General features: G+C 65.1%; 23 protein-coding genes. 15 read left to right on the top strand and 8 right to left on the bottom strand.

Annotated elements, in window-relative coordinates; all coding sequences use genetic code 11:
• Positions 1–195 precede the first annotated feature (195 nt).
• Positions 196–1,263, bottom strand: coding sequence for a substrate-binding domain-containing protein (locus tag C7411_RS06615; protein WP_110388674.1), 1,068 nt, complete (start codon positions 1,261–1,263; stop codon positions 196–198).
• Positions 1,264–2,074: 811 nt separating this feature from the next.
• Here C7411_RS06615 and C7411_RS37350 point away from each other — a divergent pair.
• Positions 2,075–2,251 (top strand): hypothetical protein, encoded by a 177-nt coding sequence (locus C7411_RS37350; protein WP_165822757.1) that lies wholly within the window; start codon positions 2,075–2,077, stop codon positions 2,249–2,251.
• Positions 2,248–2,637, top strand: a complete 390-nt coding sequence (locus tag C7411_RS06630) for a type II toxin-antitoxin system death-on-curing family toxin (RefSeq protein ID WP_221207305.1) — start codon at positions 2,248–2,250, stop codon at positions 2,635–2,637. Before C7411_RS37350 ends, C7411_RS06630 begins: the two co-directional genes overlap by 4 nt.
• 802 nt (positions 2,638–3,439) lie before the next feature.
• Here the strand turns inward: C7411_RS06630 and C7411_RS06635 are convergent.
• The 3 genes from C7411_RS06635 to C7411_RS06640 form a co-directional block, all read right to left on the bottom strand.
• Positions 3,440–3,712: a hypothetical protein gene (locus C7411_RS06635; RefSeq protein ID WP_042264970.1), complete on the bottom strand. Its 273-nt coding sequence runs from the start codon at positions 3,710–3,712 to the stop codon at positions 3,440–3,442.
• Between the two features lie 131 nt (positions 3,713–3,843).
• The gene (locus C7411_RS37355; RefSeq protein ID WP_165822758.1) at positions 3,844–4,011 is read right to left on the bottom strand and encodes a hypothetical protein; all 168 of its coding nucleotides are present in this window, start codon (positions 4,009–4,011) and stop codon (positions 3,844–3,846) included.
• A gap of 109 nt (positions 4,012–4,120) precedes the next feature.
• Positions 4,121–4,369, bottom strand: coding sequence for a hypothetical protein (locus tag C7411_RS06640; protein ID WP_042264780.1), 249 nt, complete (start codon positions 4,367–4,369; stop codon positions 4,121–4,123).
• A 434-nt stretch (positions 4,370–4,803) separates the two neighbouring features.
• Here C7411_RS06640 and C7411_RS06645 point away from each other — a divergent pair, with 434 nt between their 5' ends.
• The 5 genes from C7411_RS06645 (at position 4,804) to C7411_RS06665 (ending at position 8,520) form a co-directional block, all read left to right on the top strand.
• Complete coding sequence (locus tag C7411_RS06645) at positions 4,804–5,418, top strand: glutathione S-transferase family protein (protein ID WP_110388677.1); 615 nt, start codon at positions 4,804–4,806, stop codon at positions 5,416–5,418.
• 240 nt (positions 5,419–5,658) lie between these two features.
• Positions 5,659–5,868, top strand: a complete 210-nt coding sequence (locus C7411_RS06650) for a hypothetical protein (protein ID WP_110388690.1) — start codon at positions 5,659–5,661, stop codon at positions 5,866–5,868.
• A 343-nt stretch (positions 5,869–6,211) separates the two neighbouring features.
• Entirely contained in the window at positions 6,212–7,615 is a 1,404-nt protein-coding gene (locus C7411_RS06655) for an FAD-containing oxidoreductase (RefSeq protein ID WP_110388678.1), read from the top strand.
• A 9-nt stretch (positions 7,616–7,624) separates the two neighbouring features.
• A complete protein-coding gene (locus tag C7411_RS06660; RefSeq protein ID WP_110388679.1) occupies positions 7,625–7,999 on the top strand; it encodes a cupin domain-containing protein in 375 nt (124 codons plus the stop codon).
• A gap of 41 nt (positions 8,000–8,040) precedes the next feature.
• Entirely contained in the window at positions 8,041–8,520 is a 480-nt protein-coding gene (locus tag C7411_RS06665; RefSeq protein WP_110388680.1) for a metallophosphoesterase family protein, read from the top strand.
• Between the two features lie 67 nt (positions 8,521–8,587).
• Here C7411_RS06665 and proP read toward each other — a convergent pair whose 3' ends face one another.
• The 3 genes from proP to argA form a co-directional block, all read right to left on the bottom strand.
• On the bottom strand, positions 8,588–10,045 hold the full coding sequence (proP, locus tag C7411_RS06670; protein WP_373682763.1) for a glycine betaine/L-proline transporter ProP: 1,458 nt from the start codon (positions 10,043–10,045) through the stop codon (positions 8,588–8,590).
• Positions 10,046–10,712: 667 nt separating this feature from the next.
• Positions 10,713–10,988, bottom strand: a complete 276-nt coding sequence (locus C7411_RS06675) for an oxidative damage protection protein (protein ID WP_042264791.1) — start codon at positions 10,986–10,988, stop codon at positions 10,713–10,715.
• 43 nt (positions 10,989–11,031) lie between these two features.
• Complete coding sequence (argA, locus tag C7411_RS06680; protein ID WP_110388682.1) at positions 11,032–12,423, bottom strand: amino-acid N-acetyltransferase; 1,392 nt, start codon at positions 12,421–12,423, stop codon at positions 11,032–11,034.
• 23 nt (positions 12,424–12,446) lie between these two features.
• Between argA and hrpA the strand changes: the two genes are divergently transcribed.
• The 5 genes from hrpA (at position 12,447) to C7411_RS06705 (ending at position 21,052) form a co-directional block, all read left to right on the top strand.
• The gene (gene hrpA / locus C7411_RS06685; protein WP_243413076.1) at positions 12,447–16,952 is read left to right on the top strand and encodes an ATP-dependent RNA helicase HrpA; all 4,506 of its coding nucleotides are present in this window, start codon (positions 12,447–12,449) and stop codon (positions 16,950–16,952) included.
• A gap of 146 nt (positions 16,953–17,098) precedes the next feature.
• Positions 17,099–18,112, top strand: coding sequence for a YVTN family beta-propeller repeat protein (locus C7411_RS06690; RefSeq protein WP_110383934.1), 1,014 nt, complete (start codon positions 17,099–17,101; stop codon positions 18,110–18,112).
• Positions 18,113–18,178: 66 nt separating this feature from the next.
• Complete coding sequence (locus tag C7411_RS06695) at positions 18,179–19,186, top strand: sterol desaturase family protein (protein ID WP_373682578.1); 1,008 nt, start codon at positions 18,179–18,181, stop codon at positions 19,184–19,186.
• Positions 19,187–19,325: 139 nt separating this feature from the next.
• On the top strand, positions 19,326–20,159 hold the full coding sequence (locus C7411_RS06700; RefSeq protein WP_110383936.1) for an EI24 domain-containing protein: 834 nt from the start codon (positions 19,326–19,328) through the stop codon (positions 20,157–20,159).
• A gap of 35 nt (positions 20,160–20,194) precedes the next feature.
• A complete protein-coding gene (locus C7411_RS06705) occupies positions 20,195–21,052 on the top strand; it encodes a competence/damage-inducible protein A (RefSeq protein ID WP_110383937.1) in 858 nt (285 codons plus the stop codon).
• A 116-nt stretch (positions 21,053–21,168) separates the two neighbouring features.
• Here C7411_RS06705 and C7411_RS06710 read toward each other — a convergent pair whose 3' ends face one another.
• A complete protein-coding gene (locus tag C7411_RS06710) occupies positions 21,169–21,633 on the bottom strand; it encodes a rhodanese-like domain-containing protein (RefSeq protein ID WP_110383938.1) in 465 nt (154 codons plus the stop codon).
• On the opposite strand from C7411_RS06710, the gene C7411_RS36940 reads away from it, so the two are divergent.
• The 3 genes from C7411_RS36940 to glnL all read left to right on the top strand — a co-directional run bounded on the left by C7411_RS36940 (position 21,632) and on the right by glnL (position 24,898).
• The gene (locus tag C7411_RS36940) at positions 21,632–22,081 is read left to right on the top strand and encodes a hypothetical protein (RefSeq protein ID WP_133253619.1); all 450 of its coding nucleotides are present in this window, start codon (positions 21,632–21,634) and stop codon (positions 22,079–22,081) included. The genes C7411_RS06710 and C7411_RS36940 overlap by 2 nt on opposite strands.
• Before the next feature lie 15 nt (positions 22,082–22,096).
• Entirely contained in the window at positions 22,097–23,512 is a 1,416-nt protein-coding gene (glnA, locus tag C7411_RS06715) for a type I glutamate--ammonia ligase (protein WP_110383939.1), read from the top strand.
• A gap of 243 nt (positions 23,513–23,755) precedes the next feature.
• The gene (glnL, locus tag C7411_RS06720) at positions 23,756–24,898 is read left to right on the top strand and encodes a nitrogen regulation protein NR(II) (protein ID WP_110383940.1); all 1,143 of its coding nucleotides are present in this window, start codon (positions 23,756–23,758) and stop codon (positions 24,896–24,898) included.
• Positions 24,899–24,961: the final 63 nt, after the last annotated feature.

Here is a 24,961-nt window from a genome sequence, read left to right on the forward strand (position 1 = left end):
GGCGCGGCTAGCGCACGCAGGGCGGCGCGCACGGGCACAAGCGAAAGCGGGCCGGCAAAGGCGGGTCGGCTGGTCACGGCAGGTCTCCAGGTCGGTTGCGAGAGCGTTCTGGTGGATGAGGGCCGCGTGCGTGCACGGCCCGGATTGTCGGGCTGGTTTGGCGGGTTCGGGTCGTTCTTCAGACGCGCCGCTGACTCACGAGAGCGTGCCGCCGATTTCGAGGTCGCGATCGATTGCGCTGCGACGCGCGCCGAGCGGTGCGTGCGCGATCGCCGCGATGGTGCCGCCCGTGCGCAACGTGTGCGGCAGCGTATTGGCGAGCGGTCCCGCATACTGGCCGCCGAGGCGCGCCATCAGGCATTGCCACGCTTCGCGGCCGATGTCGCGGTTCGGCGTGCCGATGCTCGCGAGCGGCGGCGCGAGCAGTTCGCTCATCGCGAGGCCGTCGAAGCCGAGAATCGACATGTCCTGCGGCACGCGCAGGCGGGCGCGGCGCAGTCCGCGCATCACGACCATGGCCAGCAGGTCGTTGCTGCAGAAGAGGGCCGTGGGACGCGCGGGCCCACTCGTCAGATGCCCGAGCACCGAGGGTGCGAGCTCTTGCGCGTTGAAATCGACCTCGAGAGCCGGTGCCGGCGTGAGACCGGCCTGCTGCATCGCAAGGGCGTAGCCGGCATGGCGCTGGCGCGCGCGGTCGGAAGCTGCCAGCGTGCCGGCCAGCATGAGGATGCGGCGATGGCCGTGCGCGATGAGCATGCGCACGCCGTCGCAGGCGGCCTGGTGGTTGTCCACCGAGACCGAAGGGCGGCGCTTCGTGTCGTTGTGCATCAGCACGTAGAGCGGGCCGTCGGCGTCGAGTTCGTCGAGCAGGGGGTGCGTGTCGGCGTCGGCGACGGTCAGGATCAGGCCCTCGACACGTTGCGCGCGCAACGTCTCGATCGCATGACGCTCGCGATCGGCGTCGTACTGCGTGGTCATCAGCATGAGGCGAAAGCCCTGCGCGGCGGCAAGTTCGTCGATGCCCTGCAGGCACTCCGCGAACACCGGATTGGCGAGCGTGGGCAGCACCACGCCGACGAGGCGCGTGCGTTCGCCGCGAAACTGGCGGCCGAGCGGGTTCGGGCGGAACTTCAGCGCGTCGATCGCTTCGCGCACCCGCGCGAGCGTGACGGGGTTGACGGTGTGAGGCGCATTGATCGCGCGCGACACCGTGGCGATCGAGAATCCGGCGTGTGCGGCGACATCCTTGATGGTTGGCGTCATGCGAGCGGCCCCGGCGTCGTTGTAAACGTTTTCGATGGGGCCGATTATGAAAAACGCGTATGACCGGCAGATGACGGGTGCGTTACCCCGTCGCGCCTTTGGGACGCGCACCGCGCAATGGTAGAATCGCGTCCGCCCTGCCGGGGTGATGAAATTGGTAAACATAGCGGACTTAAGAAACGATTGAGTGCCCGACCGGAAACGGCCGGTGCAGAACCCCTCAAATTCGGCGAACCCCCTGGGCCTTGAAGCGCGTTGCGCGCGAGGCGCCGAGGCAACGCCGAGCCAAGCCGGCTGCCGCGCAAAGCGGCGGCCAGGAAGGTGTAGAGACTAGACGGGGGGCGCCTAAGGCCAGGCGCGGCGTGAGATACGCGGCGCTTCGCGACGGCGAAGGCATAGTCCAGCGCACGAACGCGCGTCCATGCCAGGACGCGTGGCGTCGAAAGACGTGGTGTGACGAAAATCCGCCGCCTAACGGCTTGCCGGTTCGAGCCCGGTCCCCGGCACCAGAGGATCTCGCAACGATGCCCAGTCACAATGATCTGCCGCTGTTGCAGGAACACTATTATCGGGAAATCCCTGAGCAGATCGCGGCGCCGCCTGATGTATTGTGCCCCCGTTTTCACATCTTGTACTTGAAGCACCTGCCGTCACATAGCTAGCGTGTGGCATCGCACCGACCGCCGGGCGATGCGCTGCGACAGTCGGAGCGAACGCGCAAAATATTGTGAGTAAACTTTTTGTGTAGAATCGCCGTTAACAGTGGTGTGACAACCCTCTAAAACCCAACCCCGAAGGAGATTCCATGGTCATGAAAGGCAAGACCGGGAACATCCACGGAGTCGAAGTAAAGGCCCGGGCAGGCGTACAGCTCCCGACAACAAAGGTCAATGCAAGCTCCGTGGATGGCCGTAGGCAGATCGTTACTGCCGCCAAACGTGTCTACGAGCAACATCATTCCGTCATCCAGGCTCTCGCGAAGAGATGATTCTTGACGTGGATATGGTCGTGCTCGTGCACGACTTCATCCTCAGCCAGGAGCCGGGTCTCAATGGCAGCGCGAACAGGGGCGCCTTGGAAGGCGCCCTTGGTCGTATTGAGAACCGGGTTGTCTACGATGGCCTGGCGGACGTTTTTGAAATCGCCGGGTTGTATGCAGAGGCAATTGCACGTGGCCACGCATTCTCCGACGCTAACAAGCGAACAGCACTCGTTTCCGCTCTTACCTACCTCTTCATAGAAGGGTATGAAGTCGAGCGAACGCAGGCCCTCGAGGAGATCATGGTCGATATTGCCGAAGGCAAGCTCAACTACCTGGACCTCGCAAACGTATTCTCATCGCTGGGCAGGAAGATCGATCCAGAAGTGGATTGAACCCGTTGAACAAATGAGCCCTGCCTCGCGCAGGACTTTTCATTTGTGGCGGAAGGTAAGGGCCAAACATTAGCGGCTCATCGAGAGCCGCACTTCGTTTCTCAAAACTGGATGTTCTCCGTGCCCGGCGGAGCAGACGTAATGCGACCCGAGCGCGGCGCGGTGAAGGGATGTCTTCTTGCCGCTCTTGGCGCAATTAGCGTACAGATATGCTCGTCTGTTCGTCGACGGATCAACCGCTTTAGACTGGTACTAGCCCCCCATTCCGCCTACCTTGAATTCATGGTTGTCGGCAATGTAGGCGGCGTGATCGCGGCTACGCTCAAGTTCTTGCTTCAGTGCGTTCTCTCGTATGCCGGCCGTCTGGGCATCCGGCAGGCGCGGGTTAGCCTGCTGCAGCACGAAGGGATCCGACTACGGCGAAGGGAAAACGGGAGAGGGCGGGAAAAAACCGCTGCGGCCGCACAGAATGGCGGCGCGAGGATCAGTCGCGTGCTGCGCCGCAACAAGGCGCTTGCGCACTCAACGACTACCGATCTTCCCCGTCAGGGGATGGATCAGCCTGGCGAATCCGAACAATGCCGCGATGCCAAAGGGGCAGGCGATGAAGAATGCGGTCAACATGACTCGACCCTGAACGTAACAAAATGTATCGTCAGTCTAGCGCGGTCATGCGGTTTGGGTATCGGGGTGAACGACAACAAACTATTGCGCTATCGGGGGCAATTGGGTTTGCAACAGCGGGCGACCGGGCCGCAACGCCCGTTTGGCGCGGATGGGCGAGAAGACGGTGCGGACTCCATCAGATGCAGTCGAAGATGACTTCTACTGTCTGGGACGTCACGCCGCGCAGGCCTTCGCTGTGGATCTCGACCGTGTGCAACTGCTTCTTCTGCTTTTCGCAGTAGTCTTCGGCTTCGCTGAGTCCGGCTGCGCGCACGTGGTTCCACGAAACCAGATCCCAGCGCGCGCGGCTCGTGACGGTGAGATGGCCATCCTGTCTCGAATTGACGGCCGTCACCGATGTGCACGCCGCCAGCATGCTGACTCCAAACAGCAGGATGTAACCTTTCATGGATTCTCCGTGGTCCGCGAGCATTCTCGCCGCCAACCCGGGGAATTGGCAACCTAAAGCGATGCGCCGCGGCGCGTCAGGCTTGCCTGATGCAGTGGAACGCCGCCACGCCGCCGTTTCGTCAGACACCGTCACGGGCCGTCACGGGCCGTCACGGGCGGCTGCCCGCGCGGCGCGGGCTCCGAATCGATGAGTGCTCGGCCCAGGTAACCCGGGCGGCCACGGACATAGAGGTCTGCGGCGGCGGGCGTATAACCCTGCTCGGCCGAATGGTGTACGGCGTTGGGCGGCTTGGTCATGAGCGCGCTCCGGCGGCGGGTCCGCGAGCGAGCTCAGCACCACGCGCCGCGCCGTTGAACGGCGCCCGCGCCGCGAAACCCGCTTGGGCGGGCGCGGCGTGCAGGGCGCTCAGTCGTGGGCGATCAGGTCGCCGACTTGACCCTGGCCCGAAACGAGACAGGAAGAAAGGAAGTTTTCGCTCTGGGCGCTCGCGCCGCGTTCGCCGAATCCGCGCACGAGTGCTTCGGCCTTCACGAGTGCGGAGCCCTGGGCACAGGTAAGCGAGCCAGCCTCGTGGGCCTGCACACGTGTCATGGCACGATTCGCGAGGAGGAGTGCGAGGACGATGACCACACCCACATTGAATGCTTGTCTCATGATTTCGTCTCCTTGTGCATTGAGACTATCTCAGCCGTTCGGCGTCCGAATCCAGGAGTTTCCCGGCGATGCACTGCAGCACATGTGGCGCGCAAAAACCTGCTTTCATGCGGTCTGCGTAATGCTTCGGCATCCTTCGCTTGCAACCCGCGCGCCGCTGCGCCTTGAGCAGCGCGGCACAGCAAAAAAGCGCCTCTACGCGGAGCGGGGCGCTGCGTCGCAGCAATGCCGCGACGCGTCAGACTAGACGTCTGCTAACAAATGTAGCCAGGTTGTGCGGCGAGCCGGACGTGGCACGTCGACACGGTGTGTTTTTGCACAACGCGCCGCCCGGCAAGACGGCGATCCGGGTGCGTTCAACGCGTCTTGAAATGCGGTGGGGCTTCCTGCAAGATCGATGTCCGATCCCCTTTTTCCTGTGCGAGGTGAAACCCATGCAGTTGATCGGCATGATGGACTCCCCCTATGTGCGTCGCGTCGCGATTTCGCTCCATGTGCTTGGGCTCGAGTTCGAGCACCGCAGCATTTCGGTATTCCGGCAGTACGACGAATTTGCCCAGATCAATCCGGTCGTGAAGGCGCCCACCTTCATCGACGACGACGGCACCCAGTTGATCGACTCGACGCTGATCCTCGACTACCTGGACCGCAAAGTGCCCGCCGCGCGCAGGCTCATGCCGGAGGAGACCCAGGAGCGGACCTTCGCGCTGCGCGTGAACGGTTTCGCGCTCGCAGCCATGGAAAAGACCGTGCAGCAGGTCTACGAGCGCCAGTTGCGCCCCGCCGAGCGCCAGCACGAGCCGTGGTTCGAGCGCGTGAACGCGCAGATGCATGCGGCCTGGGCCGTGCTCGACCAGCTTGTTGCGGGCCGCGACGGCTGGCTGTGCGCGGGCCGCATCACGCAGGCGGACATCACCGCGGCCGTTGCGTGGCGTTTCAACCAGTACATGCTCCCTGGCTGCGCTGATCCCGCCCGATATCCGGCGATTGCCGCGCTTTCCGCGCGCGCCGAGACGCTGCCGGAATTCGTTGCCACGCCCCTCGACTGAAGCGCGCCCGCGCGGCCGGGATTCGCGCAAACCACCCTGCGGCGGGGCCGTGCGCCATGCCAGGCGGGCATGGCGGGCGCGCTGCCGCACCCTCTGCCTGCGCACACGTTTCGATTGTTTGCGATTTTCGACAAGTGACTTCGCTGACGGCCCATTTATCGACGCACGCTGCATTCCTAGAATGACAACCATCGAATGACCTTGCGTCAGGAGGACGCGGGGCATGCAGCGGGAGCGGTCATGAAATCCTTTATCGAACGACAGTTATATCAGCCAGCATTGGTCCTGCCGATGGTGGACCTGATGCAGCTGATGGTGTCGCTCGACTTCAACATGGGGCAAGTCGGGTTGATGATGGCGACGCGCGGCGCGCGCGCCGCATTCCTGCGCTCGCGCGAACTCTGGAACGCGGGCCATGGAGAGTGTGCGGCCACGGATTGCGTGCATTGACGATGCATTGACTGCACGCGCACCGGGTTTCCCCAACTTTAACGACTGCATATCCAGTCACAGATTCACCGAACGTCTGACGCAAGCGAGCCCCCACTCGCCGATCCCCCTGACGCGCAGCGGCTTCGCCCGTTTGCTGTTGTGACGTCACCCTGTGAGCCGCCTCGACGTGCGAGGCGGCTCTTTTTTTGCGCACGTGTCCCCCTTCGCAATACGCGCGGATGCGTACCCGATTCGCAGAATCACGCTGCGGGCGATGGCCATTCGTCGCGCGTAAGATGGCGCGATCGGCCGCCTTTCGCGACCCGCGGCTCAATTCGCGTCAATGGCAAAGGAGAGCGACATGGCACAACGTTTCGATGCGATCGTGATCGGCACGGGGCAGAGCGGCCCGCCTCTGGCGGTGCGGCTTGGCAAGAGCGGCCGCAAGACCGCCGTGATCGAGCGCGCGTCATTCGGCGGGACCTGCGTGAACGTGGGCTGCACGCCGACCAAGGCCTATGTCGCCTGCGCGCGTGCAGCCCACGTCGCACGCCATGCGGCGGATTTCGGCGTGCAAATCGGCAGGGGCGCGCAGCCCGGCGACGTGCGCGTCGACCTCGCGGTCGTGAAGGCGCGCAAGGATCGCATCATCGGGGCGTCGCGCGATGGTGTCGAGCAGTGGCTGCGCCATGCGCCCAACGTCAGCGTGTTCAAGGGGCACGCGCGCTTCATGGGTGCACACACGGTGCGCGTGGCTGCGCACGACGGCGCGCAGATCGATCTCGAAGCGCCCGAGATCTTCATCAACACGGGCACGCGCGCGCAGATTCCTGCCATTCCCGGCATCGATACGATTCGCTACGAAACCAACTCGACGCTGCTTGCACTGGAGCAACTGCCCGAGCATCTGGCCATCTGCGGCGGCAGCTACGTCGCGCTCGAATTCGCGCAGATGTTCCGCCGCTTCGGCAGCCGCGTGACGGTGCTCGTGCGCGGGCGGCGCGTGCTCGCGCGCGAGGACGAGGATGATTCGCGCGCGGTACAGGAGGTGCTCGCCCGTGAAGGCGTGGACTTCCGCTTCGGCGCAGAGCCTCGCAGCGTCGCACCGCTGGATGGCCAGGCGGGCGTGCGCGTCGCGCTCGACAGCGGTCCGCTCGACGTTTCGCATCTGCTTTTCGCGACCGGGCGCCTGCCGAACACGGACGATCTGGGGCTGGACGCGGCGGGCATCGAGCGCGACGCCCACGGGCTCATCGCCGTGGACGGCCAGTTGCGCACGCGCGTAGAGGGCGTCTGGGCGCTCGGCGACGTGAATGGCCGCGGCGCTTTCACGCACACGTCATACGACGACTTTCAGATCGTCGCGGCGAATCTGCTGGACGGCAAAGTGCGCAGCGCCGACACGCGCATTCCCGCCTACGCGGTGTACGTCGACCCGCCGCTTGCGCGCGTCGGCATGAGCGAGCGCGAAGTGCGCGAGCGGGGCAAACCCGCGCTCATCGCCACGATGCCGATGTCGCGCGTGGGCCGCGCGCGCGAACGCGGCGAGACGGACGGCTTCATGAAGGCGCTGGTGGACCCGCAGACGCAGCGTATTCTCGGTGCGGCGATCTTCGGCATCGAGGGGGACGAGGCGATCCACACGTTCATCGACACGATGACGGCCGACGCGCCCTATACGACGCTGCAATACGCGATGCACGTCCACCCGACCGTGAGCGAGCTCGTGCCGACCTTGCTCGACGGCCTGAAACCGCTCGAATGAGTGCACCACATGAACGAACCGAACACCGCCGCATTCGGCAATCTCTTCGCAGGCATTAACCGCGACGCCAGTGAAGAGCGCTTCGATACGCTCGTTTCGCGCGACGGGCTGCTGATCGAGCGCATCGTCTCCACGGGCCAGGCGAGCCCGCCGGGTTTCTGGTACGACGACGCGCGCGAAGAGTGGGTAGTGCTTCTTGCCGGCGCGGCGACGCTGGAATTCGAGGACACGGCGGCGCCGCCGCGACGCCTGCTGCCCGGCGACCATGTGCACATTCCGGCGCACTGCCGTCATCGCGTGTCGTGGACCGATCCGACCGTGCCGAGCGTGTGGCTCGCGGTGCATATCGGCGCAGCGCCCGCCGAGGGCGACAGCGAAGCATGAGCGCGGCGATAATCGGCAGGAGTCAACCGAAACGCCACCTCATGTCCGCGAAACATCCGCTACGTATCGCACTGGTTGCCGACACGCACAACCTGTTGCGTCCGGAGTTGCTCGCCTTCGTCGAGGGCGCGGATGCCATCGTGCATGCGGGCGACATCTGCGAAAAGCGCGTGCTCGACACGCTCGCGGCCATCGCGCCGCTCACTGCCGTGCGCGGCAACAACGATCACGGCGCGTGGGCCGACGCGTTGCCGGTGCAGACCACGGTCGCGCTGGGTGGGGTCCGGCTTGCGGTGGTTCACGAACTGCCCGGCCTGCAGGGCGATCCCGCAGCCGACGGCATGGCTGCGGTCGTGAGCGGACATTCGCACAAGCCCGCCCTCGAAACGCGTGAAGGCGTGCTGTACGTGAACCCCGGCAGCGCGGGGCCGCGCCGCTTCAGGTTGCCGATCTCGGCGGCGATGCTGACGATCGGCAGCCATGGCGCACTGGACGTCGAGCACGTCAATCTCGTCGAATAGCGTAAGTGAGCGCGCAAGAAAAAAGGCCAGCACGAAGCTGGCCTCCTGGCATTTCAGTGGCGCCGTATCAGGCGCGCACGGCATTGGCGACGGCGTATTCCTCGTCGAGTTCGCGCGCGAGACGCACGCCGCGCAGCACCGCATGCGCTTCCGCCCTGGTGCTCACGCTCGGCGCCGAGCCCGGCAGCGGCCGGCGCGCCGTTTCATGCAGCGCCAGTACCGAGACGATGCCGATCGCCGCCGCGCCCATCAGGTAGTACGCGGGCATCATGAGGTTCTGCGTGTGCTCGACGAGCCATGCCGCCACGAGCGGCGTGGTGCCGCCGAACAGCGACACCGACACGTTGAAGCCGATGGCGAGCGCGCCATAGCGGATCGCGGTCGGGAACAGCGCCGGCAGCGCCGAGGGCATCACGCCCGTGAAGCACGAGAGCAGCGCGCCGAGAATCAGGAGACCGAAAAACACCGGCACGAGCGCGCCCGTCTGGATCAGCGTGAGCGACGGGATCGACAGCAGGATCAGGCCCACGCAGCCCGCGAGCATCACCGGCTTGCGGCCCACGGCGTCGGAGAGGCGGCCGAACGCGAGCGTCATCGGCATCATCAGCACCATCACGATCAGCACGAGGAAGAGGCCGTGCGTCTCGTTGAAGTGCAGCGTCGCCGAGAGGTAGCTCGGCAGGTACGACAGCGCCATGTAGTCGGTCACGTTGAAGATCAGCACGAGACCCACGCACAGCAGGAACGGGCGCAGATGCTGTGTCAGCAGCGAATGCAGCGTGAGCTTCGGGCGCGTGTGCTCTTCGGCTTCGCGCAGCGCCGCTTCGCGCTTGAACGCGGGCGTTTCCTCGAGCTTCATGCGGATATAGAGGCCCACGAGGCCGAGCGGACCCGCGATCATGAACGGCACGCGCCAGCCCCAGTCGAGCAGTTGCTGGTGCGAGAGCACGGCGGTCAGCACGGCGACCGTGCCCGCGCCGAACACGTAACCGATCAGCGTGCCGAACTCGAGGAAGCTGCCCATGAAGCCGCGGCGCTTGTCGGTGGCGAATTCGGCGATGAAGGTCGCAGCGCCGCCGTATTCGCCGCCGGTCGAGAAACCCTGAACGAGGCGCGCCACGAGCAGCAGCGCCGGCGCGGCAATGCCGATCGACTGGTACGAGGGAATCAGGCCGATGGCGAAGGTGCCGCAGGCCATCATGATCATCGTCATCGCGAGCACGCGCTGGCGGCCGATGCGGTCGCCGAGCGGCCCGAACACCATCCCGCCGATCGGGCGCACGAGGAACGCGGCCGCGAACGTGCCGAACGTGGCGATGAGCTGCGCCGACGGGCTGCTCGACGGGAAGAACACCTGGCCGAGCGTGACGGCGATGTAGCTGTACACGCCGAAGTCGAACCATTCCATGGCGTTGCCGAGCGCCATGGCGCCGACGGCGCGTTTGAGGAGGCGGTTGTCGACGATCGTGATGTCGTCGAGGGTGAGGTCGGTCTGGGCCGACGCGCCGGAAGTGGAAGCGGTCAAGGTCTGCATCTCCAATGACTGCGACGAACCCACGAGGGCCCGCCACGGTTGCCGGAGAGTACCGTTTCGCGATAGCGGCGACATTTCGTGCACGGCACGCCACGTGACGTCAGAGACGAGGGCGGGGCCGATGCTGCGTCGCGCAAGGCGAGCGGCGCACGAAAGCAAAGCTGAAGTGTCGCGAAACGACACTCGGACAAATTGTGTTTAACGTTGCGCCTGCGTGGCCGTGGATGGGGGGCAGGGCGCGTGAGGACGCCGGACCGGCACGAGGTGCCTTGGGGTTGCCTGGTCTGAGCGCCGCTGAAACGAAAAAGAAGCCCGCGTGGCGGAGCGTTCCTTTTGTCATATGCGCATTCGGCATGATGGCGTCTTGGGGCGCCGTGCCAAATGCGATTGATGGCAATTGATGGCTAATGCCTGTTGAACGAGGCCACATGTTAGCACGATAACGGAAGATCGCGCAAACCCCGGTATCTGCGGGGATTCGGGGCGCGGGCCGGAAGCCCCGTGTGGCGGGGGATTGCGCGGTTTCGATAGGACCGTTTCCGCGGCCCGGAAAACGCATGAAGCGCATAAAAAAACCGCGCCAGGGGCGCGGTTTTGCGAGGGATTGCGCGGTGCTTTTTGCCTGCCAGTGGCAGATCCCGGCGCGCAACGTACGGCTTTAGCCTTCGGTCGGCGGCACGTAGCCCGACGCCTGGTCGGCGCCTTCGCCGAAGAAGAACTTTTCCGTCTGCTTCATCAGGTACTGGCGCGCGCGCGGATCGGCCATGTTCAGGCGGTTTTCGTTGATCAGCATGGTTTGCTGCTTGAGCCACTGCTGCCACGCTTCCTTTGAGACGTTTTCATAAATGCGCTTGCCGAGATCGCCCGGCAGCGGCGGAAAGTCGAGTCCCTCGGCTTCCTTGCCGAGCTTCGCGCATTGGATCATACGGGCCATGCTGTGCTTCTCCTGTAGTCGTATGTGAGGTGGGCGGCGCCGCTCAGAGCTGTTTCATCAGCACGAGCGATTTGCGCTGCCAGTTATAGAGGCGGCGGCGGTCTTCGGGCAGGTCGTCCACCGTTGCCTTGACGAAGCCGCGCTTCAGGAACCAGTGTTCGGTGCGGGTGGTGAGCACGAAAATGCGTGTGAGGCCGCGTGCCCGTGCGCGCTGCTCGATGCGGCGCAAGAGGCGTTCGCCGTCGCCGGAGCCCTGCGCTTCGGGCGAGACCGTGAGGCACGCCATTTCGCCGATGCGCTCCTGCGAATACGCGTACAGCGCCGCGCAGCCGAACAGCACGCCATCGTGCTCGATCACCGAGAAGTGATCGATGTCGCGCTCGATCTGGTGACGCCCTCGCCGCACGAGCGTGCCGTCGGTTTCGAGCGGCTCGATCAGCGTGAGAATGCCGCCGACGTCGTCAGGCGTGGCTTCGCGCAGGCTTTCCAGATTCTCGTACGAGATCATGGTGCCCACGCCGTCGTGCAGGAACAGTTCGAGCAGCACGCTGCCGTCGAGCGCGTAGGGAATGATGTGCGCGCGGCCCACGCCGCCGCGGCAGGCGCGAATGGAGTGCTTCAGATAGAAGCCCTCGTCGCCGAGCACCGTGCCGCCTTCCTGCAGCTTGTAGGCGTCGTCGAGCGACATTTCGCGGATCAGCTCGCCTTCCTCGTCGATCAGACCCTGCGTTTCCGTGAGGAAAATGATCTTGTCGGCGCGCAGTGCAATGGCCGCCGCCGAGGCAACGTCTTCCATCGACAGATTGAACGCTTCGCCCGTGGGCGAAAAACCGAGCGGCGAGAGTAGCACGAGCTTGCGGCTCGCGAGCGAGTGGCGGATCGAATCGGCGTCGATCTTGCGCACGACGCCCGTGTGCTGGAAGTCCACGCCGTCGAGAATGCCGACCGGCCGCGCCGTCACGAAGTTGCCCGACACCACGCTGATATGCGCGTGCGCCATCGGCGTGTTCGGCAGACCCTGGCTGATCGCGGCCTCGATATCGAGGCGCACTTCACCGGCCGCTTCCTTCGCCGATTCGAGCGCGCGGGCATTGGTGATGCGCATGCCGTGCGAGAACTCGGACTCGACGCCGTGCAGGCTCATCTGCTCTTCGACCTGCGGGCGCGAACCGTGCACGAGCACGATCTGGATGCCCATGGCCTGCAGGAGCGCGATGTCGGCGACGAGCGCGTTGAGCAGGTTCTGGTGCACGACCTCGCCGCCGAAACCGACGACGAAAGTCTTGCCCTGGAACGCGTGGATGTAGGGCGCGACCGATCGCATCCAGTCGACGAACTGCGCGTGCTGCGCCATGAGCTGCGAGTTGGAATCCGCAGCGGCGGCGGAGGCCGGCGCGCTGGCGGTGGCGGGGGCGAGGTCGGTTTGGGAATTCATGCCCGGGATTATAATGCGCCCCCATGTCGAATGTACCCAAAAGACCTGCCTCGGCGCAGGGCAGCAACACCCCGGCCGGGAAGCAAACAGCGCAGGACGGCGCGAAAGCGAAGCGCGCGTCGCAGAAGTATGGCGGCGGGCAAAAACTCGCGTCGTCGGACAAGCTTGCCGCGCTCGCGGGCGCCGGGGCGCCGGGCGGCGCGCGCGCGCAGGACAAGCGCGCGGCGCAGACACAACCGCAGACACAACCGCAGACGCAACCGCAGACACAACCGCAGACACAACCGCAGACGCAACCGCAGACACAACCGCAGACACAACCGCAGACGCAACCGCAGACACAACCGCAGACACAACCGCAGACACAACCGCAGACACAACCGCAGACGCAACCGCAGACGCAACCGCAGACGCAGACACAACCGCAGACGCCGCCACGTGCACAGCAGCCTGCGAAGCAGGCGAAAGCGCAGAATCAGCCGCGGCCCACGAAGCCGAATATCGAACATGCACCGCGCGCCGAACGCGGGGAACGTCCGCCGCGCGCGCCGCGCACGAACGTCGAGCCGAACAAGGTCCCGCCCATCACGTTCCCCGAAGCGCTGCCGGTCTCCGGCCGCCGCGAAGAGATCGCGCGTGCGATCGCGCAGAATCAGGTCGTGATCGTGAGCGGCGAAACGGGCTCGGGCAAGACCACGCAGTTGCCGAAGATCGCGCTCGCGCTGGGCCGCGGCCTCGGCGCGGGCGGCACGGGCCTGATCGGCCATACGCAGCCGCGCCGGATTGCGGCTTCGGCCACGGCGCGGCGCATTGCCGACGAACTCAATACGCCGTTCGGCGAAGTGGTCGGCTACAAGGTGCGCTTTACCGACAATCTCTCGCCGGGCGCCTCGGTCAAGCTCATGACCGACGGCATTTTGCTCGCGGAGACGCAAACCGATCCGCTGCTCAAGGCCTACGACACGATCATCATCGACGAGGCGCACGAGCGCAGCCTGAACATCGACTTCCTGCTCGGCTATCTGAAGGAGATTCTGCCGCGCCGGCCCGATCTCAAGCTGATCGTGACGTCGGCGACCATCGACGCCGATCGCTTCGCGCGCCACTTCGGCAGCGAGGCAAAGCCCGCGCCCGTGATCGAGGTGAGCGGGCGGCTTTACCCCGTCGAGGTGCGCTATCGCCCGGTGCAGGAAGACAGCCCGGCGGTGAAGAACGCCCAGGGCACGACGGGCCGCGAAAAAGGCGCGAAGTCGCAACGCGACACGGATCGCGACCTGATGGAAGCCATCGTCGATGCGGTCGACGAACTCTGCCGCGAAGGCTCTGGCGACGTGCTCGTATTCCTGCCCGGCGAGCGCGAGATTCGCGACGCTGCGCAAGCGCTGCGCAAGCACCATCCGCCGCACACGGAAATCCTGCCGCTGTTCGCGCGGCTTTCCGCGCAGGAGCAGGAGCGCGTATTCAAGCCGTCCAACGCACGCCGCATCGTGCTCGCGACCAATGTGGCCGAAACGTCGCTCACGGTGCCGGGCATCCGCTACGTGGTCGATACGGGCCTCGCGCGCGTGAAGCGTTATTCGTATCGCAACAAGGTCGAGCAATTACAGATCGAGCCGATTGCGCAGGCGGCGGCGAACCAGCGCGCCGGCCGTTGCGGGCGCGTCGCGGACGGCATCTGCATCCGGCTTTACGAGGAAGCGGATTTCATCGCGCGGCCGCGCTTCTCCGATCCGGAAATCCTGCGCTCGTCGCTCGCCGCCGTGATTCTGCGCATGAAGTCGCTGCATCTCACGGCGATCGAGACGTTCCCGTTTATCGAGCCGCCGCCGGGCCGCGCGATCGCCGACGGCTATCAACTGCTCAACGAACTCGGCGCCGTGGACGACGACAACGCGCTCACGCCGCTCGGCCGCGAACTCGCGCGCCTGCCGCTCGATCCGCGCGTGGGCCGCATGATTCTCGGCGCACGCGACGAGCAGGCGCTGCGCGAAGTGCTCATCATCGCGAGCGCGCTTTCGGTGCAGGATCCGCGCGACCGGCCGATCGAGGCACAGGAGCAGGCGGACCAGGCGCATCGCCGTTTTGCCGACGAACGCTCCGAGTTTCTCCAGTGGCTCAAGATCTGGGCCTGGTTCGAAGAGGCCGTCGCGCACAAGAAGTCCAACCGGCAACTGCTGGATGCATGCCGCGCGAATTTTCTGTCGCACTTGCGTCTGCGCGAATGGCGCGACGTGCATTCCCAATTGCTGACGGTGGTGCGCGAGCATGGCTGGCGCATCAACGAAGCCGACGCGACCTACGAGCAGATCCATCACGCGCTGCTCACGGGCCTGCTCGGCAATATCGGCCTGAAGGCCGACGACGAGCCGCATTACCTCGGCGCGCGCGGCATCAAGTTCCACCTGTGGCCGGGCTCGGCGCTCGTGAAGAAGGCGGGGCGCTGGGTCGTGGCCGCGGAGCTCGTCGAAACGAGCCGCCTCTACGCGCGCTGTATCGCGAAGATCGAGCCCGAGTGGCTCGAAAAGGTGGGCGCCCATTTGCTGAAGAAGTCGCTCTCCGAGCCGCATTGGGAAAAGCGCGCGGCGCAGGTGAGCGCGTTCGAGCGCGGGGTGCTGTATGGCCTGCCGGTGTATCAGCGCCGGCGCGTGGCGTTCGGCAAGCAGGACCCGGCGCGTGCGCGCGAACTCTTCATTCGCGGCGCGCTGGTGGAAGGCGAATTCGACACGAAGCTCGCGTTCTTCGCGCACAACCGCAAGCTGCTCGCCGATATCGAGCAGCTGGAGCACAAGTCGCGCCGTCAGGACGTGCTGGTGGACGACGAGCTGATCTACGGCTTCTACGATCAGGCGATTCCCGAAGGCATCTACTCGGGCGCGTCGTTCGAACGCTGGTATCGCGACGAGGTGCGCAAGGGCGGACAGCCCGAGGACAAGCTGCGTCTCTTGTACCTCTCTCGCGACGACCTGATGCGCCACGAAGCGGCAGGCGTGACGACGGACCTGTTCCCGAAGCGCATGACCATGTCGGGCGTGGCGATGGCGCTCACGTATCACTTCGAGCCGGGCTCGCCGCGCGACGGCGTGACGCTCGCGGTGCCGCTCTACGCGCTCAACCAGGTCGACGCGCGCCGCTGCGAATGGCTCGTGCCAGGCATGCTCAAGGAGAAGGCGCAACTGCTCCTGAAGTCGCTGCCACAGAAGCTGCGCCGCCACTGCGTGCCGCTGCCCGAGTACGCGGCCGGCTTCGCCGGGCGCGCGGGCGGCGAGCGTTTCGGCGTGGGCGGCCTGCTGGAAGCGCTGATCGCCGACGTGCGCGAGCAAAAGCAGGTTGCCCTGAAGTCCGCCGACTTCAAGCTGGAGACGCTACCCGCGCACCTCTTCATGAACTTCAAGGTGATCGACGAGCACGGCCGCCAGCTCGCGATGGGCCGCAACCTCGCGCAACTGCGCGCCGAACTCGGCGCGCAGGCGCAGCAGCAATTCCAGAAGCTCGCGAGCGCGACGGCGCTCGCCGCGCTCGAAACGCACGCGCAGGGCGGCGAGGCACCGCAGAACGCTCAGGCCGGGCGCGTCGCGAGCAACAACGCGCCGCCAAAGGGCAACGCGCCGCATACGCCCGTACCAGGCGACGCCGCGCCGGGCGACGCCTCGCCGGGCGACGCCTCGCCTGCCACTGCGCTCTACGAAAACCTCACGACGTGGAATTTCGGCAAGCTGCCCGAACTGCTGGAAATTCGCCGCGGTGGACAGACGCTGTTCGGCTATCCGGCGCTCGTCGATCGCGGCACGCATTGCGATGTCGAAGTGTTCGATTCGCCGGAGGAGGCCGCGCGTATTCATCGCGCGGGGCTGCGCCGGCTCTTCGCGCTGCAGCTGCGCGAGCCGATCCGCTACCTGGAGAAGAACCTGCCGGGCCTGCGCGAGATGGCGATGCAGTTCATGGCGCGCGCCACGCAGGAGGAACTGCGCGACCAACTGGTCGAACTCGCGCTCGACCGCGCCTGCCTGCAAGACCCGCTGCCCGACGACGACGCGAGCTTCCACGCGCGCAAGGACGAAGGCCGCGGACGTCTCTCTCTGCTTGCGCAGGAAATCGCGCGCCTCGTGGGGCAGATTCTCGCGGAATACGCGTCGTTGGCCAAAAAACTCGTGCAGGCCAGGGCCTTCGGCGCGCCGGCAGCGGACATGCAGGCGCAGGTCGACGCACTCATCAGCAAGCGCTTCGTTCTGGAGACGCCCTATGCGCAGCTCGTGCATTTTCCGCGCTACCTGAAGGGCGTCGCGCTGCGCATCGACAAGCTGCGCGCCGACCCTGCACGCGACGCGCGCCAGGCCGCCGAATTCCAGCCGCTCGCGCAGCAGTACCAGCGCGCACTCTCGCAGCGCGGCGGCGTGTTCGACGCGCGTCTTGCGGAGTTCCGCTGGCTGCTCGAAGAACTGCGCATCTCGCTCTTCGCCCAGGAGTTGCGCACGCCGATGCCGGTTTCCGTGAAGCGTCTGTACAAGGTTTGGGAATCGATGCAGCGATAAGGCGCATTACGGGCCATAACAGGCGTTCGATAGTGTTCGAAAGAGGGGCGCTTAATTGCGTCTCTTTAATATGTCAAGGGCATTACGTCAACCTTGCGTGCAGGTAGACGTTCTACAATCACGAATCTGCCCGGGAACGATTCTTCATGCCGAACAACAACACCTTTAGCCGCGCCGCCGCCAAGGCCGCCGCCGTCGCGCTCGCCTTCGCCGCGCTGGCTTCAACGGCCGCTCATGCGAACAACATCATCGTCCTCAATTCGGGCGAAGCCACGTTGAGCCTCATCGACGACAAGACGCACGAAGTCGTCGGCACCGTGCCCACGGGCAAGGAACCGCATCACCTCTTTCCCACGCCGGACAACACCTCGCTGATCGTCGCGAACTCGGTGTCGAACAACCTGCTGTTCGTCGATCCGAAAACCGGCAAGCCGCAGCGCTGGGTCGAAAACGTCGAAGACCCGTACCAGCTCGGCTTCTCGCCCGACCGCAAGTGGTTCGTCACCACGGGCCTGCGCCTCGACCGCCTCGACATCTACAACTACGCGGGCGGCAGCAATATCACACTCGCCAAACGCCTGCCGCTCTCGGCCATGCCGAGCCACCTGGCGTTCACCAGCGACAGCCGCACCGTGTTCGTGTCGCTGCAGGTATCGGGCGAAATCGCGGCGGTCGATCTGCCGACGCAGAAGGTGCTCTGGAAGATGAAGGTCGGTGCCGCACCGGCCGGCCTGTGGCTCACGCCCGGCGACAAGTATCTGCTCGTCGGCATGACGGGCGCCGACTACGTGGCGGTGGTGGACTGGCGCAACCAGAAGATCGTCAAGACGATCGAGGTGGGCAAGGCCGCGCACAACTTCCGCTCGCTCGTGGACGGCCGCCATGTACTGGTGTCGAGCCGCGTGGCGAACGTCATCAGCATCATCGACGAAGAAACGCTCGAAAAGACCGGTGAGATCAGCGGCCTGATGCCCGGCCCCGACGACATGGAGCTGACTGCCGACAAGCGCTACCTGTGGGTGACGTTCCGCTTCGCGAAGCACATCGGCCTCATCGACATGCAGACCAGGAAGCTCATCAAGACCATTGCCGTGGGCCGCTCGCCGCATGGCATCTACTTCTACGATCGCGCGCCCGTCACGGCGCCGAACGGGGCTTGAGGCGGCGGGACGCGCATGGATACGGTGGCGTCGTTGCTGGCCTTCGTCGCGCACGCGGGGCAGTCGGTGGTCGCGTCGGCAGACGACCTCGTCTCCTGGCTGCAAACGCTCCTCTACATCGACGTCGTTCAGCCGCTGCTCTTTCACGTCGGCATGATGGACGTGGACGAAGACACCTACGACGCGCTCTACTGGGTGATCGTGGGCGTGCTCGAAGTGGGCCTGATGTACGCGCTGCTGCGCCCCCTCGAAGCGCTCGTGCCCGCGGAGAGGTGGCGCGACCGCAAGGGCGTGGGCGTCGATGCGCTCTACACGTGGATCACGCGCCTCGGCATTCTGAACCTGCTGTTCTTTTTCACGATGCAGCCGTTCTTCGACCGTGCGCAGAGCGCGCTGCGGCTCATGGGCGTGAAGACCGTGGACCTCGACAATCTCTGGCCGGGCGTGACCACGCAGCCGCTCGTGGCGTTCGCGATCTACCTCGTGCTGCTCGACTTCTTCAGCTACTGGTATCACCGGCTTTCGCATCGCTACGGCGTCTGGTGGGAGCTGCACGCCGTGCATCACAGCCAGCGCAAGATGTCGCTCTGGTGCGATGACCGCAACCATCTGCTCGACGTGATCGGGCAATCGTGCATGTTTGCCGCCGTGGCGCTGGTGATCGGCGTGCCGCCCGCGCAATTCGTGGTGCTCGTCGCGCTCACGAACTTCGTGCAGAGCGTGCAGCACGCCAATATTCGCGTGCATTTCGGCTGGCTCGGCGAGCGGCTCGTGGTGAGCCCGCGCTTTCACCGCCGCCATCACGCCGTCGGCTATGGCCACGAAGGCACTCACTATGGCTGCAACTTCGGCGTGCTGTTTCCCTGGTGGGACATGATGTTCGGCAGCGCGTCGTTCAATCGCGAGATCGAGCCCACGGGCATTCGCGACCAGCTCGAAGGCGTGAGCTATGGCGAAGGCTTCTGGGCGCAGCAGGGATATGCGTTTACCCGTATCGCGCGGCGCCTGCGTTCGCATTCCCAGGCCGCCGCCAGCGCGCCGGCCGAGGCGCGCGACGACGCCACCGTGACCTGATTGGCCGGCGCGGCGTCCTTGCGCTTGCCCGTACCCGTCTTACCCGTCGTGCGCGCGGTGGTTTATGCTGTCGGCTTGGCCGTACCGATTTCGCCGACACCGTGTTCTCTACCCGTCTTTTTCGCCGTATTCCGCTCGCATGAATGACCTGTTGCGCTCGTTCGGACGCGCGCTCGCGAGCGTGTTCCATCCCGCCATGCTGCTCCTTACCTTCGTGCCGTTTCTCGTGGCGGCAGCGGTGTGGGGCGCCGTGCTCTACGTGTTCTGGCAGCCGCTGCTCGACCTGATGCGCGGCGCGCTCGCGAACGGGTCGTCGACGGCCTACCTCTATCATCTCTTCGACGCGCTCGGCTTCGGCTGGCTGCGCGCGACGATCGCGCCGTTTCTCGTCATCATCCTGACGATTCCGCTCATCGTGATCACGGTGCTGCTGCTGATCGTCGCGATTTCGATGCCGCGCGTGATCCGCCATCTTTCGAAGCGCCAGTACGGAATGCTCGAGATGCGGCGCGGCGGCAGCTGGTACGGCAGCCTGTTCTATTCGCTCGTCACGACTGTCGTCTGCCTGATCGTGATGATCGTGACGCTGCCGCTCTGGCTCATTCCGCCGTTCTTCGCGCTCATTCCTCCGCTGCTGTGGGGCTGGCTCACGTATCGCGTGATGACCTATGACGCGCTCGCGCTGCACGCAAGCGTCGAGGAGCGCCGCGCGCTGGTGCGCGGCCACCGCCTGCCGCTGCTCGTGATCGGCGTGGTGAGCGGGCTGCTCGGCTCGCTGCCCACGGCGATCTGGGCCGTCTCCGCGTGGCTGCTGCTGTTCTTCCCGGTGCTCGCGGCGGTGACCATCTGGATCTATGCGTTCATTCTGGTGTTCACGGCGCTCTGGTTCGGGCACTACTGCCTGCGCGCGCTGCAGCGCATGCGCACGCACGAAGTGCAGCAGACGTCCGGTGACGCGACGATCGTGCACTAACGCTTAATCATCAAGACAATCCAGCGAGGCGATACATGGCATTTGGCGTCATCATCATCGGCGACGAGATTCTCTCCGGACGCCGCCAGGACAAGCATCTGCCGAAGGTCATCGAACTGCTCGGCGCGCGCGGCCTCTCGCTCGAGTGGGCCCAGTACGTGGGCGACGATCCCGGGCGCATCACCGAAACGCTGCGGCGCTCGTTCGCTTCGGGCGACATCGTGTTTTCGACGGGCGGCATCGGCGCGACGCCGGACGACCACACGCGCCAGTGTGCGGCCGCGGCGCTGGGCGTGCCGCTCGCGCTGCACCCGGACGCCGGGGCGGCGATCCGCGAGCGTATTCGCGACATGCACACGGGCACCGATCCCGTGAACTACCAGTCGCCCGAGAACCTGCATCGCTTCCAGATGGGCACGTTCCCGCAGGGCTGCGAGATCATCCCTAACGGCTACAACAAGATCCCGGGTTTTTCGATTCGCGAGCACTACTTCGTGCCCGGTTTCCCGGTAATGGCCTGGCCGATGATCGAATGGGTGCTCGACACGAAGTACGCGCACCTGCATCACCAGACGCCGCACGCCGAGAAGTCGCTGCTCGTGTTCGAGCTGCCGGAGTCGACGCTCACGCCGCTCATGGAGCACATCGAGCGCGATTTTCCGGGCGTGCGTGTGTTCAGCCTGCCGAGCGTGGGCGATACGGAGCGCGGCGGCATTTATGCGCGCCGGCATATCGATCTGGGCGTGAAAGGGGAGCCCGAGGCCGTGGCGGCCGCCTTCGTGAAGCTGCGCGAAGGCGTGCACGAGCTTGGCGGCGACGTGGTCGAGCCGGCGGCGCCGGGCGAAGGCACGCCCGATCGCGAGCGCCGCAGCGGGCCGCACGCCGGTTCCTGAATCAGCAGGGGATGGTGCGCCGCGTGCGGCTCGAGGGCCGGCGGCGCATCATCGGCGTGTCACACGGGGCGCTCAGAGTGGCCCGTTGGGCCGGAGCGGGGCGGGTCTTACGGGTCTTACGCGCCGATCCACGGCAGGCCGCGGAAGCACCAGCCGGTAACGGTCTTGCGGTGTCCCTGGCCGTCCTTGTCGCCTTCGAAGCCTTCGAGCAGGTCATAGGCTTTCGTGAAGCCGGCCTTGGCGGCCTCGATGGCGGCGAGCTTGGAGCGCGCGGCGCTGCGGCACAGGAACAGTACGGGCGCGTCGGTTTGCACGGCGCTCTTGAGCTGGGTGAGGAACTCGGCGTTGGGCACGCCGCCCGGATAGCGGGTCCATTCGACGTGCGCATACTGGCCGTCGCCCACCACGGGACGGCCGACCCAGTCGAGTTCAGCGCGCGTGCGCACGTCGACGAGGCGCGCGCGCGGGTCGAGCTGCAGAAGCTCGAATGCCTCTGCGGGCGATACCGCGCCCGCGTAGGGCAACTGGTTCTCGACGCGGCGCTTCTCGGCCTGGGCGTACAACTGTTCGAGCGTACTCATGACAACGGATCTCCTGTTTCGCGTTGGACCAAAAAACCATTCTAGCGCGTGGGGACGGAGTGGGCAGGAAGGTCCGGACAAGGCGAAACCGCACCGCGCGATGCTTTGGGCGGACGAAGGGCGAGATGCATCGAAATGGTGCGAACGACGTATTTTGCACCATAATGAAGAGGGATTCGCGCGCCAAATTCGGGATTGCACGAATTTGGTGCCGATGAGCCGCCATGCCGGCGGCTCCGTAAATGCGCGGCGCACGATTTTTGACTCCAAGTGCGTGTCGCGAAAGGGATTTGCGCCACGTTGGCGCATGCATGGCACGGAAGCTGCTTCATATGTCTCGATCGATTCGCAGCCGGCCAACCAGGGTCAGCAGGGCAGACCCGGGAAGGAGGCGGCCGGCGGGGATCAACAAGATTGGGACGGCGGCAGCATTCGCCGAAATCGTTAATCAGGAGAATAGGTTATGAGTAAATCCGTGGCCGACGTCATGCAACTCGTCAAGGACGAAGACGTCAAGTTTGTCGACTTCCGCTTCACGGACACGCGCGGCAAGGAGCAGCACGTTTCGGTTCCGCTGTCGGCATTCGACGAAGACAAGTTCGAGTCGGGTCATGCGTTTGACGGTTCGTCGATTGCCGGCTGGAAGGGCATCGAAGCCTCGGACATGCTGCTCGTGCCGGACCCGAACACGGCCTTCATCGACCCGTTCTACGAAGAATCGACGCTCGTGCTGACCTGCGACGTGGTCGAGCCGGCCGACGGCAAGGGCTATGAGCGCGACCCGCGTTCGCTCGCCAAGCGCGCTGAAGCGTACCTGAAGAGCACGGGCCTCGGCGACACCGCCTTCTTCGGCCCGGAGCCGGAATTCTTCATTTTCGATTCGGTCCAGTGGAACACGGATCAGTCGGGCTGCTTCGTGAAGATCGGCTCGGATGAAGCACCGTGGTCGTCGGGCCGCGAAATCGAAGGCGGCAACACGGGTCACCGTCCTGGCACGAAGGGCGGCTACTTCCCGGTCGCGCCGGTCGACTCGTTCCAGGACATCCGCTCGGAAATGTGCCTGCTGCTCGAGCAGATCGGCATTCCGGTCGAAGTGCACCACCACGAAGTGGCGGGCCAGGGCCAGAACGAAATCGGCACGAAGTTCTCGACGCTGGTTCAGCGCGCGGACTGGACGCAGCAACTGAAGTACATCGTCCACAACGTCGCGCACACGTACGGCAAGACGGCGACGTTCATGCCGAAGCCGGTCGTCGGCGACAACGGTTCGGGCATGCACGTTCACCAGTCGATCTGGAAGGATGGCCAGAACCTGTTCGCGGGTAACGGCTACGCAGGTCTGTCCGAATTCGCGCTGTTCTACATCGGCGGCATCATCAAGCACGCTCGCGCGCTGAACGCCATCACGAACCCGGGCACGAACTCGTACAAGCGTCTCGTGCCGCACTTCGAAGCGCCGGTCAAGCTCGCTTACTCGGCACGCAACCGTTCGGCATCGATCCGTATTCCGCACGTGTCGAACCCGAAGGGCCGCCGTATCGAAACGCGCTTCCCGGATCCGCTCGCCAACCCGTACCTGTGCTTCTCGGCACTGATGATGGCAGGTCTGGACGGCGTGCAGAACAAAATCCACCCGGGCGAAGCCGCCGACAAGAACCTGTACGACCTGCCGCCGGAAGAGGATGCAAAGATCCCGACCGTTTGCGCCGGCCTCGACCAGGCGCTCGAAGCGCTCGACAAGGATCGCGAGTTCCTGACGCGCGGCGGTGTGTTCACCGACGGCATGATCGACGCGTACCTCGCGCTGAAGGAAAGCGAACTGCAACGCGTGCGTATGACCACGCACCCGGTCGAGTTCGAACTGTACTACTCGCTGTAATTGGCGATGGCGCTTCGCTGCATGCTACACAGCGAAGCGCCGGTTCAGTTTCTTCGACTCGCAGGACGCGGGCGCGTTGGGTCTCCAAGGGACGGCGGTGCCGTCCCTTTTTCGTTGGGCCGCCTGGTCGCTCGTCGACGAGGCGTATTGCCCCGCTTGTTGACCAGCGAATTGACCAGCGTATTGACCAGGACTCACGACCAGGACCGTTGCTGGCGCGCCGCATGGCGGCCGGCCTGAAACATGGTGCTCAAGAATCTGATCAAGGCAAGAAAGGGCCACGCCGAACCGCTCTCCGACGACGCGCCGCTCGTCGGGTCGGGCCTGCTGGCCGGCTTCGAGGCGCTGCCCACTGTCGTGCTCGTGCTCGACAAACGCACACTGCGTGTCGCCTTCGCGAACCCTTCGGCGGAGGCGATGCTCGATCTCTCGCGCCGGCAGCTCGCGCAGATGGCGTGGTCCGATCTCTTCTCGAACGCGGACGAACTGCTCTCGACGATTGCATCGATCGCCGAGCATCGCTTTCACGCGACGCGGCTCGACGCTTCGCTGGAGCGCCCCGGACGCGAACCGTTGAACGTGCATGTAGTCGTGGGTTTTCTCGAGAGCACGCCTGATTACGTGCTGCTCGAACTCTTCGAGAACGAGCGGCATTTGCGCAGCGACCGCGAGGAGCGCATTCACGACCTCACGGCCGTGAACAAGCAACTGATCCGCAATCTCGCGCACGAGATCAAGAATCCGCTCGGCGGTATTCGCGGCGCGGCGCAGTTGCTCGAATTCGAACTCGGCGCGCTGGAGCGCGACGAACTGCGCGAGTACACGCAGGTGATCATCAAGGAGTCGGACCGCCTGCAGACGCTCGTCGACCGGCTGCTGGAGCCGCACCGGCATCCGCATATCGTCGGCGACGTGAACGTTCACGAAGTGTGCGAGCGCGTGCGCGCCGTGATCCTCGCGGAATTCCCGCGCGGTCTCACCATCGAGCGCGACTATGACGTGAGCGTGCCCGACCTGCGCGGCGACAAGGAGCAGCTGATCCAGGCACTGCTGAACATCGTGCGCAACGCGGCGCAGGCGTTGCGCGAACGCATTTCCCAGGGCGACGCGCGCATTGAGTTGCGCACGCGCATCGCGCGCAAGGTCACGATTTCCAGACGCTTGTGCAAGCTGGCACTGGACTTGCATATCACTGACAACGGACCCGGCATTCCCGAGGATATTCGCGACCGCATCTTCTATCCGCTAGTCTCCGGACGCGAGGATGGCAGCGGTCTCGGCCTCACGCTCGCGCAGACGTTCGTCCAGCAGCACGACGGACTCATCGAAGTGGATAGCCGGCCGGGTCACACCGAGTTTCAGATATTGCTGCCGCTCGATAGTTGAATCCGTTGAATCGATAGCCAAGCCTGAATTTAGATTTACCGATACCGCACGCCACCAGGACTT

Origin of the sequence: Paraburkholderia silvatlantica (assembly GCF_003096715.1) — a bacterium.
Lineage (GTDB): Bacteria > Pseudomonadota > Gammaproteobacteria > Burkholderiales > Burkholderiaceae > Paraburkholderia > Paraburkholderia silvatlantica.